14 protein-coding genes are annotated in these 14,504 nt (G+C 47.3%); 4 read left to right on the top strand and 10 right to left on the bottom strand.

All coding sequences use genetic code 11. From position 1 onward, the window contains the following. Positions 1 to 49: 49 nt before the first annotated feature. The 3 genes from ACFPK9_RS05645 (at position 50) to ACFPK9_RS05655 (ending at position 4,099) form a co-directional block, all read left to right on the top strand. Positions 50 to 2,299: a TonB-dependent hemoglobin/transferrin/lactoferrin family receptor gene (locus ACFPK9_RS05645; protein WP_377093849.1), complete on the top strand. Its 2,250-nt coding sequence runs from the start codon at positions 50 to 52 to the stop codon at positions 2,297 to 2,299. A 112-nt stretch (positions 2,300 to 2,411) separates the two neighbouring features. Continuing rightward, positions 2,412 to 3,317 (top strand): DUF6607 family protein, encoded by a 906-nt coding sequence (locus ACFPK9_RS05650; RefSeq protein ID WP_377093850.1) that lies wholly within the window; start codon positions 2,412 to 2,414, stop codon positions 3,315 to 3,317. 101 nt (positions 3,318 to 3,418) lie between these two features. Then, positions 3,419 to 4,099 carry a DUF2293 domain-containing protein gene (locus ACFPK9_RS05655; protein WP_377093851.1) on the top strand — a complete coding sequence of 227 codons (681 nt, stop codon included), beginning with the start codon at positions 3,419 to 3,421 and terminating at the stop codon, positions 4,097 to 4,099. A 58-nt stretch (positions 4,100 to 4,157) separates the two neighbouring features. Here ACFPK9_RS05655 and ACFPK9_RS05660 read toward each other — a convergent pair whose 3' ends face one another. The 10 genes from ACFPK9_RS05660 to rplE all read right to left on the bottom strand — a co-directional run bounded on the left by ACFPK9_RS05660 (position 4,158) and on the right by rplE (position 13,026). Next, complete coding sequence (locus ACFPK9_RS05660; protein ID WP_377093852.1) at positions 4,158 to 6,413, bottom strand: peptidoglycan D,D-transpeptidase FtsI family protein; 2,256 nt, start codon at positions 6,411 to 6,413, stop codon at positions 4,158 to 4,160. Positions 6,414 to 6,579: 166 nt separating this feature from the next. After that, on the bottom strand, positions 6,580 to 7,392 hold the full coding sequence (map, locus tag ACFPK9_RS05665; protein WP_377093853.1) for a type I methionyl aminopeptidase: 813 nt from the start codon (positions 7,390 to 7,392) through the stop codon (positions 6,580 to 6,582). Positions 7,393 to 7,469: 77 nt separating this feature from the next. Then, complete coding sequence (locus ACFPK9_RS05670) at positions 7,470 to 8,099, bottom strand: adenylate kinase family protein (RefSeq protein WP_377093854.1); 630 nt, start codon at positions 8,097 to 8,099, stop codon at positions 7,470 to 7,472. A 139-nt stretch (positions 8,100 to 8,238) separates the two neighbouring features. After that, positions 8,239 to 9,744, bottom strand: a complete 1,506-nt coding sequence (gene secY, locus ACFPK9_RS05675; protein ID WP_377093855.1) for a preprotein translocase subunit SecY — start codon at positions 9,742 to 9,744, stop codon at positions 8,239 to 8,241. Positions 9,745 to 9,854: 110 nt separating this feature from the next. After that, positions 9,855 to 10,295, bottom strand: coding sequence for a 50S ribosomal protein L15 (gene rplO / locus ACFPK9_RS05680; RefSeq protein WP_377093856.1), 441 nt, complete (start codon positions 10,293 to 10,295; stop codon positions 9,855 to 9,857). 64 nt (positions 10,296 to 10,359) lie between these two features. Next, positions 10,360 to 11,043 carry a 30S ribosomal protein S5 gene (gene rpsE / locus ACFPK9_RS05685; protein WP_377093857.1) on the bottom strand — a complete coding sequence of 228 codons (684 nt, stop codon included), beginning with the start codon at positions 11,041 to 11,043 and terminating at the stop codon, positions 10,360 to 10,362. A 14-nt stretch (positions 11,044 to 11,057) separates the two neighbouring features. Beyond that, on the bottom strand, positions 11,058 to 11,414 hold the full coding sequence (gene rplR, locus ACFPK9_RS05690) for a 50S ribosomal protein L18 (RefSeq protein ID WP_377093858.1): 357 nt from the start codon (positions 11,412 to 11,414) through the stop codon (positions 11,058 to 11,060). A 40-nt stretch (positions 11,415 to 11,454) separates the two neighbouring features. Continuing rightward, positions 11,455 to 11,994, bottom strand: coding sequence for a 50S ribosomal protein L6 (gene rplF, locus ACFPK9_RS05695; protein WP_377093859.1), 540 nt, complete (start codon positions 11,992 to 11,994; stop codon positions 11,455 to 11,457). A gap of 22 nt (positions 11,995 to 12,016) precedes the next feature. Continuing rightward, positions 12,017 to 12,418 (bottom strand): 30S ribosomal protein S8, encoded by a 402-nt coding sequence (gene rpsH, locus ACFPK9_RS05700; RefSeq protein ID WP_377093860.1) that lies wholly within the window; start codon positions 12,416 to 12,418, stop codon positions 12,017 to 12,019. Positions 12,419 to 12,456: 38 nt separating this feature from the next. Beyond that, on the bottom strand, positions 12,457 to 13,026 hold the full coding sequence (rplE, locus tag ACFPK9_RS05705; protein WP_377093861.1) for a 50S ribosomal protein L5: 570 nt from the start codon (positions 13,024 to 13,026) through the stop codon (positions 12,457 to 12,459). A gap of 323 nt (positions 13,027 to 13,349) precedes the next feature. On the opposite strand from rplE, the gene ACFPK9_RS05710 reads away from it, so the two are divergent. Then, positions 13,350 to 14,147 (top strand): PEP-CTERM sorting domain-containing protein, encoded by a 798-nt coding sequence (locus tag ACFPK9_RS05710; protein WP_377093862.1) that lies wholly within the window; start codon positions 13,350 to 13,352, stop codon positions 14,145 to 14,147. Positions 14,148 to 14,504: the final 357 nt, after the last annotated feature.

Genomic DNA, 14,504 nt, shown 5'->3' on the forward strand with positions numbered 1-14,504 from the left:
AAATTTCACCTTGATACCATAAAAATGAGAGGTATACCACCTCACATCCATGAAGTATTCATTATTACTTTCAGCAACATCTTTAGCATACCTCACCCCTAATTATTTAGCACAAGATTTCATAGAACCATTAGGTGAAATAGAAACAACTGTTATCATTGCAACGGACAACGAAACCCCATGGTTAAACAGTCCTGGATCAACCATCAAAGTGACTCAGAATGATTTTACCCGCAATGGAGGAATGAACTTTGGTGATATCGTTAAATACACACCTAACGTTAGTGCACCATTTAACTACACAAGCTCTGACGGAACCTTTGGATACGGCCAATCAGGGTTTACAGGTTTTAACATACGTGGAGTCGAAGGAAACCGTATTCTAATGACCCTCGACGGCATCAGACAGCCTGAGCAATTTATTTCCACCTCCTTTGGTCAGAACGATAGTTCATCTGGGGGAGCTGGTAGAGATTACTATGATCCCGCAATTCTACAGACCACAGAAATTTTAAAAGGTTCAGCCAGCGCGCTCTATGGCAGTGACGCCTTAGGCGGCGTCGTCGCCTTCCAAACACCTGAAGCTGAAGACTTTTTAGGATTCTCGCAGAAACCATATGGCGGCATGTTGCGAACTCAATATTTTTCATCCAATAACAGCTTCGCTACACAAGGGTTCCTAGCTTACGAGAAAGGAATCTTTAATGCCTTACTAGCTTTGGCATATCGAGAAGGGCAAGAAACTGAAAATAATGGCACTACGCCTCCAAACCCACTTGATCAGGACAGCGTAAACGCCTTGCTAAAGCTCAAATGGAGCTTTGACAACTCAAACTCGATCAAACTCACTTTAGAGCACTTTGAAAGAAACCAATCGATTAACGCTCTCAGCGCCGTTGGTTTTCAAAACATTTTTGATGAATACATTCACAACAATGACAAAATCTCACGTAAACGCTATAGCATGGACTGGCATTACGCCCCCCAGCAAGAACTCTCTATTTTTGATAGCGTCCACACCAAGTTCTATTACCAAGGAGCTTATACCGAAAGCCAAAATAACAGCAAATCGATTGCAGGCAGATATAGAGACCAATTGATTGAATTTGATAACGAAATTTATGGATTTAATTCCACGTTCAGAAAAGAAACACAGCACAACTTTTTTACATACGGAATAGAAGCCTCAAGCAACAGAACTGAAAATCGCTTCTACAGAGAGGATAATGGACTCCCACCAGTACCAAATCGCATATCCTTCGCTCCTTCCGATACACAACGTGCTGCTGCATTTTTTCAAACTGAATATAGCCCCAGTCAAGAAAGTCCATGGACCACTATTGTGGGGGCTCGCCTCGACTATCATAAGATCAAACCTGATTTGACAGCGGACTATATCGAAAGAATCAACCAGTTCAACAATGGAGCTAATGCCTACGCTCCCGCTGAGACATATACGAACTTAACTCTAGCTCCACGAATTGACGTCATCTATGAGATTAACAATTCGAATAGCATCTATGCAAAATACGCAAAAGGAGTACGTAATCCTACTGCTGAAGAAACCTCTATGATTTTCGATCATCCTGCAGACGGTGGAAACCCTATCGGATCGATTACTCTCCCTAACCCGGATCTTGAGGAAGAAGAAAGTCATGCCTACGAAATTGGCTACAAATACTTAGATCGAGGCGTTGAATTTGAATTTGCTAGTTTCTACACACAATACTCCAACTTTATAGAAAATGGAGTCTACACTGGCCATCAAAACGACGAAGGAAGAGACATCCTAACTACTGTAAATAGAGGTAAAGCTAAAATCTATGGATTTGAAATCAGTGGAGAATGCGACCTCGGAGAATTTAACTCAAATCTCTACGGATTGAGTATCGGTGCCGCCACAGGTAAAACATGGGGGATGAACCAAGAAGATCACACGTGGTTAAACTCCGTAGAACCATGGGAAACTGTCATGTGGTTAGGCTACCTATCACCTGAACAGAAATTTGGATGCCGAATGACTGCAACCTATGTCGCAGACGTGAAGCATGTAAGTGACACAGCGGCTAACCCTATGTTTAGGCCCCCATCTTACTTCACATTAGATCTGTCCACTTCCTATCAATTTACAAACGCACTCAGTGTCCAAGCAGGTATCAATAACATCTTAGATGAAAAGTACTGGGTCTGGGCCAACTCAAGAAGAGAAGGGGGCCATCAAAATAACCTTACATCAGTAGACGACCGCTCAACAGCCCCCGGAACGAACGCCTTTGTTTCGCTAAACTACCGATTTTAACACGGAGCCACGAGACATCTACCTATAAATACCGGAAATTGAATAGCTCAACGAGCCGGTCGATTCCCTCTAACCAATTTAAATTTAAACTCAAAAATAAAACAACAACACAATGATCAAAGCAATAAACACACTCACCATTGCAGCCCTCACAATAACGCCAGCCATCGCAGAAAATAGCTATAAAAAGGATCGTGAAGCTATCCTTAAAATGGCTGGAGAATTCAAAGTAGAGTTTTATTTCAAAGAAACAGTAGCACTCAAAAGTGGCTATAATTTGAAGCCCGATGCATATAAAGCGGTGGCCAAAGAGAAGGTCATTGTTATTTCAGACTCAAAAGATTCAATTGAGCTCCAACACCTACTTATGGTGGAAGGCCATGTCATCAAACATTGGTCACAAATTTGGACCTATGAAGACACCGAACTTTTAGAATTTCAAGGACACAACACCTGGAAACTACGTTCAATCCCCAAAGAAGCAGTAAAAGGCACTTGGACACAACTGGTAACTCAAACCACTGACGCTCCCCGATATGAGTCCATTGGCACATGGAACCATGAAGCAGATAGTAGCACTTGGACCAGTGGTGAAACCTTCCGTCCACTACCTCGTCGCGAATATAAAAAACGCAAAGACTATGATGTGATAGTTGCTACGAACCGTCAGACAATATCTCCCGAAGGCTGGATTCACGAACAAGACAATAAAAAGCTAGTTCACCGTGAAGGCCTCAGTGAACCTCTATGCAGGGAAGTTGGTTTTAACACTTATCAGCGCATTACAGACACAGATTTCACCTCTGTAGATGAATTCTGGGACAAAAATAGCCCATTTTGGATCGCGACTAAAAAGGCATGGTCTCAAGTTTTAGACGGAAAGCAAGAATTCACACTACTTAAACATACAGACGACGGCTCCATACGATTCATGCTCAACGAAAAAGAAGAAGAATCCATCACTGACAGTAATGAAATTGCAGACGCTTTAGCCCCCTACTTCACTGAAGTTCATTAAAACACGGTCATTGGCTCAAAGAAATAAGAGTATTTTCGACCCTCAAGTATTTTAAATAATCACTTGTTATCATCAGAAATAATGGTGTCCTTCTCCACACCATGCTAGAAAGCACCCTAGAAGTTCGCCCAGGAAAGCGGGCTGGATACGTCATTAGCCTCGATGGAGAAGAACTCAAAATCCCCATCGGTTGGGCACTTTTAAAGCCCGGCGACGCCGCCCTATCACGGCGCATCAAAAAAGACGGCCCCAGCTGGACGGTCAAAGAGCCCAAAGGTCGCAAACTCTTCTCGAAAGGTATTTGGGCTCCAGCCAAGCGCATAGAAACTTTAAAAGCTGAGCTTGAAAAAGAACGAGAAGACCCAGCCTACCAGAAAAAGTTAGATGCCGGCAGAGCCCGCCGCGCTATGGAACAAGAACGCTATGTCTTAGAGTTCACCTCCGCTATTCAACAGTTTCTCGATTTCGCTTATCGCTATGACGAACTTGAAGATCAACTTGCAGCAAAAGTAGCCGAACACGCTGTTCCCGTTGGCAGCGGGACGGTAGCCAGAACACAGCGAATCCCCATCGAACAACGAGCTGAGTCAGCGGTCATTGCTTGGATGCGTCATCAAACTACAGCCTACGATGACATGACAATTCCCCGCGAAAAAGGCAAGCGGCGCGAAGTCCGTCGCATGCTCGCGAAACGCTCTAGAAGCATTCTAGAAAAATACCGCAGCGGTGAAGAAATTGATCTTACACGCTGCCCCTTACATCAAGCTTTGACGCGGGGCTAAAGGAAACAGAGTTCAAGGCTGCTCGGTGCATTATTTACACTGCGTGCTATAAAAGGTTTCACTCCTCCTCAATCACGGCACGGGCTCGTGGAATAGAGTCCTCTTCTTCAACTGGCAGCGCCCTGCCGCGTAGATTATTTTCCAGAATAGGCGGTGACTCCAACTGCCTCATACTTGGTGGCAGCTCACGTAAATCCGGAACATCCACTTCCTCTTCCACAGGAACGGCACGAGGAGAATCCTCTGGTGCTACCAAATCTTCTTCCACCAAGACGGCGCGCGGAGCTGGCGGAGCATCAGGCAGTTCCATAGCTTCTTCGATCACCATCGCACGTCCTGGAAGCCCTAAATCATCCTGATTTGGCAGCACTTCTATCTCCTCTTCCTCTACAACAAGAGCCTTCACTGGAGGATTGATACGGTACATAACCTCCTCTTTGATAGGCTCGAAAAAGCTTTTCACCATCGGTGCAGCCTTGCTTCCCCCACTAACACTTTCACCTGGACGGCCTTCGTACACCATTGCAAAAGCATATTTGGGATTCTCAAGCGGAAAGAAACCTGTGAACCAACCTAATTTTTGTTCTTTATCTTCTGGCCCCCACTGAGCAGTTCCTGTTTTTCCACTGACAGTTGTATAACTCAGCCATGCACGTTTCCCCGTTCCAGCGGGATCATTCACCACCTTCATTAAACCTTCTTGCACCGTCACCACATCCTCAGGCCGCATATTCAACAACTGACGAGGCTCATCACGATTGTACTTAACGATGCGCCCGTTTGCATCTTGCACCTGACGCACAAGTTGAAGTTTGGGTAATCTCCCGCCATTAGCAATGCCTGCCATACCCTGTGCTACCTGCAATGGGGTCGCCAACAAAACCCCTTGGCCAATCGACATATTTGCCGTGTCACCATCTTTGATCCTCCGCCCTTGCGTGCGCATCATGTACTCGTCATCGGGTAATCTTCCCGGACGTTCACCAACAAGAGGCAAGCCAGTTTTTTTGCCATAGCCGAGCTGGGCTGCAGTTTGCACAAGATTCTCGGGCCGCGTCGCGATGCCGACCTGAATGAAAAACGGGTTATTTGAGCGATAGAGACCTTTGACCACATCCATGTAGCCCTCTGGCTCTTTTGACCAGTTCCACATCTTATGCTTTCCAAGCTGGATAAATGCAGGCGTGTTGATCTGAGTAGTTCGATCTATCACTTGGTGCTGCAATGCGGATAGAGCCACTACCGCTTTAAAAGTAGAAGCGGGTGGATACTCAGCTTGATACGCACGGGCAAACAAAGGAGCATCTTCATTTTCGCGCAGAGCATTATAGTCATCGGTGCTAATAAATGGAACAAAGGTATTGAGATCATACGATGGCAAAGACGCCATCGCGACTAATTCGCCCGTCCGCACATCAATCAGCACCAGAGCTCCGCGGTGGGCGTGCTCACGCAACACGGATTCGGCACGTTTTTGCCATTCCAAATCGAGAGTTGTCACCACAGAGCCGCCTTGACGAGGAGCGCGTTTTTGCTCTCTCAGCACTTCAGCTCCTGAAGAATCATATTGCAACTTCAGCAAGCCGGGAACGCCAGTCAGCTCTTTATCATAAAGCTTCTCAAAACCAGCACGTCCTTCAGTATACTCAAAAAGTGGGTCGCCATAGTTAATCGGTCCCTTTTCCAATTTTCCTTTACTGCCTACATAGCCAATCAAATGCGCAGCCGTCTCCTTCTGCGGATAATAGCGTTGATAAATGGGGTGGAGAATCAATCCATCAATCAGCTGAGACTCTAGCTGCTTTTTCCTCTCTTCTTCAACAACATGGGTAAATGGCATGGGTAACCAGCGGCGCTGACGGTAATGCTGCCAAAGATCTTCATCTTTGACTTCCCAGTTGATTTCAAAAATTTCATTCGCCTTATTAATCCTTTCACGCGCCCAAGCGATAACGAATTCTTTGTCGGCATTGACGAACTGCTGGTACTGCAAGGCTGGGTACCAAACTACTTTATTTTGAGCTAGTGGATTGCCGTAGCGGTCGAGAATCTGCCCACGCAACGCAGGAATTGACAAAGTCATAGTCCTCGCATCTGGACGTGTGTATATATCAGCTTGATCTGCTGAACGCTGAACTGGAGCATCGAGCTCGGAAATAGCTTCTACATCACTTTTCGTTTCGAGAGCGGTTGTCTTAATGGTAGCTGGTTCAGCATTTTCAGTATTCAGAACCGGCGTAGAAGTACTTTTACCAAGCTGAGCCTCGAGCTCGCGCAATGCCTCGGACCGCTGAGCATGCAGTAGTGATGACAAAAATAGAGAACTAATGACCACCTTCATTAGAATTGAAGGCAGCAGATTCTTGGCTCTCTGATAGTCTCTCACTAAGTTATTTCTATAATGCTTTTACTAGCATGCACAACCCTGAGCTGTAGAAAAGTATTTCTCTACATTACTCAAGCTAGGCAAGCAGAGCTGCTTACAGAGTGATTCCTAGCTGCTCGGGCATCGCTTCACGCGGTCGAGCGGTTAAGATATCTGGGCCATTTTTCCCCACACAAACAGTATGTTCAAAATGCGCGGAGTATTTCTTATCTCCTGTGATCACAGTCCAGCCATCATCAAGAATGCGCACACGTGGTGTTCCTCCATTAATCATTGGCTCAACAGCGAGCACCATGCCCTCCTTGAGACGCGGTGTTCTGCCGTATGGGCGGTAGTTTGGAACTGGTGGTTCTTCGTGTAATTCCTTGCCAACTCCATGGCCGACAAATTCTTTCACCACGCCTAGGCCAAAGGGTTTTACGTACTCCGCCACGGCTCCACAAAGATCTGCGAGAGACTCGCCCTCTTTAGCAAAGGCCAGCGCCTCATAAAGTGATTGCTCGGTAACTGCGAGAAGACGTTTCACATCATCTGTAACATTTCCCACAGGTACTGTAGTAGCATTATCACCGATCCAGCCATTTTTTACCACGCCGACATCGATACTGATGATATCGCCATCCATAATCACACGCTCAGAACCAATACCGTGTACAACCTCTTCATTGGGGGAAATACAGATATTGCCGGGAAAGCCGCGATAACCAAGGAAAGCAGAAATACAGTCGCGCTCTTTGATAAGCTCAGCGGCATAGAGGTCTACCTCTCGAGTCGTCTTTCCTGCTTCGATAAACTTAGCTGTAGCTTGCAAGATCTCACTAGCGGTCTCAGTCGCCACTCGCATTTCTTTAATCTCCTGCGGAGATTTAATCGGAATCTTGTTTTTGTTTGGTTTGCGTTTAGCCATAGGAAAATAAATCGATTTGGTGTTTCTGTGATCGAATATCTCAGCTTTCGTATCGAGCGTATTCGGTCGGAAAAGGATTAACTTAGTAAATGCTGTTCAATAACCGCGAATACCTGGTCTGGAGACTTTACTCCGTCGACGGCGAGCAACTTACCTTGTGCCGCGTAGTAGTCAAACAGTGGTTGCGTTTGTTCTCTATAGTTGGTGTAGCGCCTGCGGAAATTTTCTAGATCATCGTCAGCTCTAGAAGTAAGTTCACCTCCACACTCAGGACATTTCTCATCAGAGCCTCCTTGTACTGAAACTGTTGCTCCACACTCTGTACACTCACGCCGCCCAATAATGCGCCCCTCTAACACCACTTTGGGCACATCGAGCGCGATCGCCAGTGTTGGGGCTTCAAATGCTGAATCATTTTCCAGCGCTTGAGCCTGTGTCAAAGTGCGCGGAAACCCATCAAGCAACCAACCAGAAGCAACATTCTCTTCAAGCCATTTGGCGACCATTTTCATAATCAAGGCATCTGGCACATAAGCACCGCGATTGAGATAAGTCTCCACTTCTGCCCCCAGCTCAGAACCTGATTCCACCTCGCGTCTAAGCAGGTTCCCAGTGCTCAACGCTGGAATCCCCAATAACTTTTGGATTCGCAGGCTCTGCGTACCTTTACCAGATGCGGGTGGCCCCATGAGAATGATACGATGCATTTTACAAATTTCAGTTATTCGTTCAGAGGTCAAAGATTCAGCTTAACAAGCCAATAAAATCTACCAACTATTACTTTAAGATAAAAATGGCCGCTAGTGACATTGCACAGCGGCCATAGAAATATTTATGGAAGGCGAATTAGCCTTTGAGAGAAAGTGCCACGATCCCGAGGATGAACAACACTGCCACGATCACGAGGAGATAAAGCATGTTGTTGCTGGCCTTTGCCGCCATCTGCTTGTTGCGACGGTCCACTGCCCCCTTGAGCTTACCCTGACGGAGGAAACCATCGTAGTTACGCTGAAGAAGTTGAGTCTCAACTTGACGCATGATATCGAGAATCACACCCACCATAATGAGCAGAGAGGTACCACCAAAGAAACCGGTGATCATTTGATTCAGTGGGTCCATTCCGAACATGATACGCGGCATCTGAGACACTACGAATGGAAGAGCGAAGATGATTGTAAGGAACACTGCACCAGCGAAAGTCAAGCGGGTCATCGTGAAATCGAGGAACTTAGCAGTTGGCTCACCTGGGCGGATACCAGGAACATACCCACCACTACGCTTGAGGTTCTCTGCGATCTCAGAAGGCTGGAACATTGTCGCTACCCAGAAGTAGGAGAAGAAGAAGATCATCACACCAGCGATCACGTAGTACCAAATGCTGTCAAATGCGAGAATCTGGTTGAGGCTGAGCGCCCAGTCTGCAGTCGGGAACATCTGGTTGGCAATCATCGTTGGAATACCGAGAATAGCTGTTGCGAAGATAATCGGCATCACGTTTGCGTAGTTAAGCTTGAGCGGTAGGTATTGAGTCTGGCCACCGTACTGCTTACGACCAACAACACGCTTAGCGTACTGGATCGCAATTCTGCGCTGCGCCTGAGTAATCGCAATTGTCGCTGCTGTCACAAAGATAAGGAAAGCGAATAGGAACACAACGAAAGCCGCGCCTGCTGGGCTGCCACCGCTGATCATCGTTTTCCAGAGCAGCGCAAGCGCCGTTGGAAGTGATGAAATAATGTTCACTGTGATGATGATAGAAGTACCGTTACCGATACCTTTCTCAGTCATTTGGTCACCAATCCACATAAGTAGAAGTGTGCCGGTAACCACTGAAAGTGTGAAAATAGGAATGAAGGTCCAGCCTGCTCCTGGAGTGAGGTCTCCGACTTGGCCAATGCCATTGAAGAACGGAAGAGACTCAGGATTAGTCATGACCTGACGCGCGAGGAAACCACCCTGCACAGTCGCAATAATGATAGTGATGAAGCGCGTGTACTGGTTGATCTTCTGACGGCCACCATCTTCACGAGAAAGTTTCGCAAGCTTAGGCATCACAGCTGTCATCAGCTGCATAAGAATCGATGCCGAAATGTAAGGCATAATACCAAGAGCAAAGATACCAAGCTTCTGGAGCCCGCCACCGGAGAAAATGGTTGCCATGGTGTCGAGAAGACCATTGTCACTACCACCCTTCTCAGCAATGGCTTTCATGTGAGCGTCGATCACACCGGCGTCCACGCCAGGGAGTGAGATGTGCACACCAAGACGGACAATAACGATCATCACCAGTACGTAGATGATGCGTTCACGTAGCTCGGCTACTTTCCAAGTATTCGCAAATGCGGAAATCATAATTTAGTTAGATTGAGACGGGGGCTATATAAAGAAGTGAGGAAGCGCGCAAGCGCTTCCTCACTAAAAGTTCAAAATAGCTTTAGAAGCTAGTTTAAAGGCCGAAATGCTTAGGCTACAGAGCCGCCAGCTTTTTCGATTTTCTCCTTAGCGGAAGCACTGAGTGCATCAACAGAAACAGTTAGTTTCTTGCTGAGGTCGCCGTTACCAAGGACTTTAATTTGATCGAAAGCGCCTTTCACAAGACCCTTAGCACGAAGTGATTCTTCGTTCACTGTGTCACCTTCTTCGAAGAATTTCTGGAGGTGAGCAGTGTTGATTACAACAACTTTGTCCGCGAAACGAACGTTGTTGAAACCACGCTTAGGAAGACGACGGTGAATTGGCATCTGACCACCTTCGAAACCAACGCGTACGCCGGAACCGGAGCGAGCCTTTTGACCCTTGTGACCCTTACCTGATGTTTTACCGAGGCCGGAGCTTTCACCCTTACCAAGACGCTTAACGCGATGCTTGGAACCTGGGTTAGTTTTGAGATTGTGAAGATTCATTATCTTAAATTTCTATGGTTGGAAAAGCAGCCGCTCTAAATTGCAGCGGCCACTTCTGATTAACTTAGAGAGACTCCTGCTTAAGCTTACCACGTGAGCTAAGCACGTCTTCGCGAGTGCGAAGCTGAGCGAGAGCTGCAACAGTAGCTTTCACTACGTTTGCGTGGTTATTAGAGCCGAGTGACTTACCAAGAACGTTGTGGATGCCGACTGCTTCACAGACTGCACGCACACCACCACCAGCAATAACACCAGTACCAGGACAAGCAGGCTTAAGGAGAACCTTGCCGCCGCCGAACTCAGCGTATGTTTCGTGTGGGATAGTGCCGTCAACGATTGAGTAACGCTTGATGTCGCGCTTAGCGTCTTCAGATGCCTTGCGGATACAGTCAGTAACTTCGTTTGCTTTACCGAAACCTACGCCGACACGACCTTCGTGTGTACCGGATACCATAAGTGCGGAGAAGGAGAAACGACGACCACCTTTAACCACTTTAGCACAGCGGTTAATGAATACGACTTTCTCTACGAGTTCAACACCGTCTTCGGTAGTTGGTTTTGGAGGAGCTTGGCGCTGTGGACGCTCGCGGCGACCACCTTTGCCACCACGGCCACCCTGACCGCCACGGCCACCTTGACCGCCACGACCACCGCGCTCTTGTGTAGGAGCTGCTGGCTTAGCTTCTGCAGTTGCTGCAGGTTGTGCTTCCGCTGGTTTTGCTTCTGCGTTTTCTTTATTTTCAGACATGGTTACGTGGATGATTAGAATTTGAGGCCTGCTTCACGTGCCGCTTCAGCAAGTGCTTTAACTTTACCGTGGAAGAGGTGACCACCGCGGTCGAATACGACTGCTTCGATGTTCTTTTCTTTGGCGCGCTCTGCGATGAGAGTACCGACCTGCGCAGCAGTTGCAACGTTAGAAGCTGCACTCTCGACTGACTTGTCGAGAGAAGATGCTGCGGTGAGTGTGTTACCTGCCTCGTCGTCGATCACCTGCACGTAGATGTGCTGGTTAGAATAGTTGACTGCAAGACGTGGACGCTCAGCTGTACCTGACACCTTTTTACGGATGCGGTTGTGAATGCGCTGGCGTACTGATTTACGATTGAGTTTGCTCATTGTATGAATTCAGTTTGAGATGATTAAATTGGTTCGTTTATTACTTACCAACAGACTTACCAGCCTTACGACGAACGTATTCACCAACGTAGCGAATACCCTTACCTTTGTACGGCTCAGGCTTGTAGTAAGAGCGAACTTCTGCCGCAAACTGTCCTACTTCCTGCTTATCGATACCTTCAACCTTTACCTTTGTGTTCTCAGTTACAGTAACTGTGAGACCTTCTGGGATTGGATGAAGAACTGGGTGCGATTTACCAATACTAAGGTCAAGCGCTTTGCCTGCTACCTTTGCTCGGAAACCAACACCGATGATTTCAAGATCCTTAGAGTATCCAGCAGATACGCCGATGATCATGTTGTTAACGAGTGAGCGAGCTGTACCGTGAAGGGCACGAAGCTGGCGACTCTCGTTTGCGCGTGTGATTGTTACTTCGCCATCTTCCTGTGAGAAGCCGATGCCCTCTGGAAGTTGGAAGTCGAGCTTACCTTTAGGGCCTTCAACAACAACGAGACCATTTGTCTCTGTTACTGTGACCTTCTCAGGAAGCGTGATTGATTTGAGTCCTACTCGTGACATTGTATTATTCCTTAAGTTAGGGTTACCAAATGTTAGCGAGGTGCTCACCACCTACGTTTGCCTTCTTGGCTGCGGAACCGGTCATGAGACCTTTAGAGGTCGAAATGATTGAGATACCGAGTCCGTTAAGAACGCGTGGAACTTTACCTGCACCTACGTACTGACGGAGACCTGGCTTGGAAACACGCTTTACGCCGGTGAGAACTGCTTTACCTGCGTCAGAGTACTTTACTGTAACAACGATGACCTTTTGGGTGCCTTCGCCAGAAACTTCGTACTTCCAGACGTAACCTTCTTCAGCAAGAATTGCCGCGATGGACTCTTTTGCTTTACTGTAAGGCGCGGAGAATGATTCGTTACCTGCTGAAGAAGCATTCTTCAAACGAGTAAGAAAATCGGAAATTGGGTCGCTAAGAACTGCCATAATATTTTTCCTTTATATAAAATTAGTGGTTAATGGAATTAGACTGCTGCTTCTTCCTTCTTGGCGTTCTCGCGGAACGGCATACCGAGTGCACGAAGAAGTGCACGGCCTGCGTCATCTGTAGTCGCAGAAGTTACGAAGATAAGGTCGAAACCGATCTGGCGCTTGATTTGATCAAGCTCAACTTCTGGGAAAATGGACTGATCTGCGATACCGACTGCGTAGTTACCCTGACCATCGAAGCTCTTCGGCGAGATACCGCGGAAGTCACGAATGTTAGGAGCAGTGATGTGAATGAAGCGATCGAGGAATTCCCACATGTGTGCACCACGGAGAGTAACACGGGCACCTACAGCTTCACCTGCACGGACTTTAAAGTTAGCGACGGACTTACGAGCGTAAGAAACACTTGGCTTCTGGCCAGTGATCTTAGAGATCTCTTCGACTGCGTCTTCTACAGCCTGTTTGCGGTCAGATGCGCCACCACAGTGTGTGGTAACAACGATCTTCTCCAAACTAGGCACCTGGTGAGGGTTAGTGCACTTGAGCTCCTCTTTGAGAGCTGGCACTACCTTCTCCTGATAGTATGTTTGCATTGATGGTTTCATAATTTTGCGGGTCAGCTTGTTAGTTCTGAATGCTTAGCTTAAGCGCTACCGAATCCTTCATAAATGCGCTGCAGATACGAAGGCGGGCGGGGGCTTTAACCCATCACTACACATTCGGCAAGCGGAAAGAGGAAATTATCTCAATATTTTTTCTGCGCTCCTACCTCCGAAACAGCACACAACCGCAACTAAAGCCTCTACACCTGAATTAAACCAACACCTCTCATACGTAAATTGTCACCCCACTGAACATAAATTACTTGCACACTCGCATAAGCGAATCTATTGAAATCCCGAACTTCACCCCAGCTCTCCCCAATAACATGAAAACAAGACAACTTTTTCTCCCCACCTGCACGAGCCTCATCCTCGCATCTTCCGCCTACGCTGTCACTATTACACAAAACGACGTATCCAACAACCAAGCATGGAACCTATCAGGATTCAGCCAAGGCGGCACTGAACTTTATGATGAACGCTCCCTTACAATCGATGGCGCAAACGGCTACGAACTACAAGAGGTGCGTATCATTCTAGATACTACTGGAAATTATGATGACAGTATCGGCATTGATATGACTGCAGATGGAGTCATCGATTTCTTAGCCACTCAAACAGCAGCCTACGCAACACCCGGCATCGGCTCTGGAAAAGGTAACTATCAACCATGGGTAGACGCCACACCTTTCGGACTCGACGCCAGAATCACCAGCGCAGGCACCACAATCGTAGCCACTTGGAACGGAGTTGAAATCATCCTAACCGGGAACCGCACCAGTGATCCTTCTGGAGGATTCAACGATATCAGTGGATTCACCCTCCAAGACTGGAGTAATGGCAACATCGATAACAACGGCACGATTACCTCAAATAACTTCACATCCACCATCCTTCGCCTCGGCTCACTCAATGACGACGGCCCATCATCACATGGACTCAGCTTCGATATTGATGCCGTGGTCTTTAAAGACAAAGATGGCGAAACTACTGTATTCGACCCAGACGGCGACGGCGTCCCACCAACAGTTGGCGGCAGCACAACAGCGGTACCTGAACCAAGCTCTGTGTCACTCCTCTTACTTGGAGCCAGCGCCGCCCTCTTCCGCCGCAAGCGTAAATAAACTCAACTGAGAAGGGTAATTTCAACAGAGCCTCAATAGTCAGCCTGACTATTGAGGCTTTTACTTTTAACCTCAAATGAAAATCAACGAACAACTAAGCTAGCTATCACACACTTTCCAGTCTTCACCGAGGAAGTAACGCTTCAGCACTCGAAGCATTTCAATAGTCATCCTAAATACCTCCCACCAGCACGCTGCCACCCTGTGAAAAATTGGGCTACAGATAGATAAATCCCCAGCGGAGACCAGCACCTCTTATTTTATCCCCCCTAGTCTCCACCCCCTCAAACCACCACCTTGCGGTATCATCCAGCTACCCTCCCTCACCTCCACACATAGAACCTTAAGCCTAAAGTC

This window comes from Rubritalea spongiae (assembly GCF_042652385.1).
Lineage (GTDB): Bacteria > Verrucomicrobiota > Verrucomicrobiia > Verrucomicrobiales > Akkermansiaceae > Rubritalea > Rubritalea spongiae.